This is a genomic window from Vibrio sp. 10N.222.55.C6, assembly GCF_041473395.1.
Taxonomy (GTDB): Bacteria; Pseudomonadota; Gammaproteobacteria; order Enterobacterales; family Vibrionaceae; genus Vibrio; species Vibrio crassostreae_C.
The window spans coordinates 1-811 of record NZ_JBFRSD010000758.1 but is presented as its reverse complement, the minus strand read 5'-3'; the positions used below and the strand labels follow the sequence as shown (position 1 = coordinate 811).

Annotated in this window: 1 protein-coding gene; it reads left to right on the top strand. The window is 39.6% G+C overall.

Going from position 1 to position 811, the window contains the following annotated elements:
* Window positions 1–629: SDR family NAD(P)-dependent oxidoreductase (locus AB4486_RS26010; protein ID WP_372119638.1), on the top strand; the 629-nt coding region annotated here is incomplete at its 5' end.
* Window positions 630–811 lie beyond the last annotated feature (182 nt).

Genomic DNA, 811 nt, shown 5'->3' with positions numbered 1-811 from the left:
ATCGCAATCACCGAAATACGCATTCTGCTGACTTAAGTACGTCAGAAGGCGTCGAAAAAGTTAAGCAAATTGACAAAAGTATTGGGCTACTTGTACTAGCCGCTGGTATTGAAGTTAATGGTTCGTTTGCTAAATCATCTCTAGAGCAAGAGTTGAAGATGATACAGCTTAATGTTAGCTCTGTGTTGCAACTGACTCACCACTTTACACCAACAATGATCGAAAGAAAAAGAGGCGGTATTTTAATGGTATCAAGTCTTTCTGGTCATATGGTTTCCCCATATTTTTCAAATTATGCAGGTACCAAAGCCTACGTTCTTCAGCTAGGTGCATCTCTTCATGGCGAACTTAAACCCAAAGGTATTGATGTAACGGTTCTTTCTCCTGGGTTAACAACTACACCGATGACAGCTGATAATGGTGTTGACTGGTCAAAATTACCAATGGTTGCAAAAGATCCAGCGGAAGTAGCAGAAATAGCTATCAATGGTTTGGGTAGAAAAGCAGTTGTGGTTCCAGGTAAACGTAATCGAATGACCGCTATTCTTTCTGGGATCATCCCCCACCAAAAGCAGGCAATAATGGGTGAATCAATGATTGGAAAAGCAATGCCCAATAACAAAATGTAACCCCCAACAGTTTAAAACTTTAGTGAAAGAAAAAGGAAAAAAGCAATGATTAAAGTATACGTAATATACCCAAATAACGATGATGTGATTTTTGATTTTGATTATTACTGCAACAAACATGTTCCTATGATAGGAGAGCTTCTGGGAGACGCACTAAAAGGGGCGACAGTAGATGCAGGGTT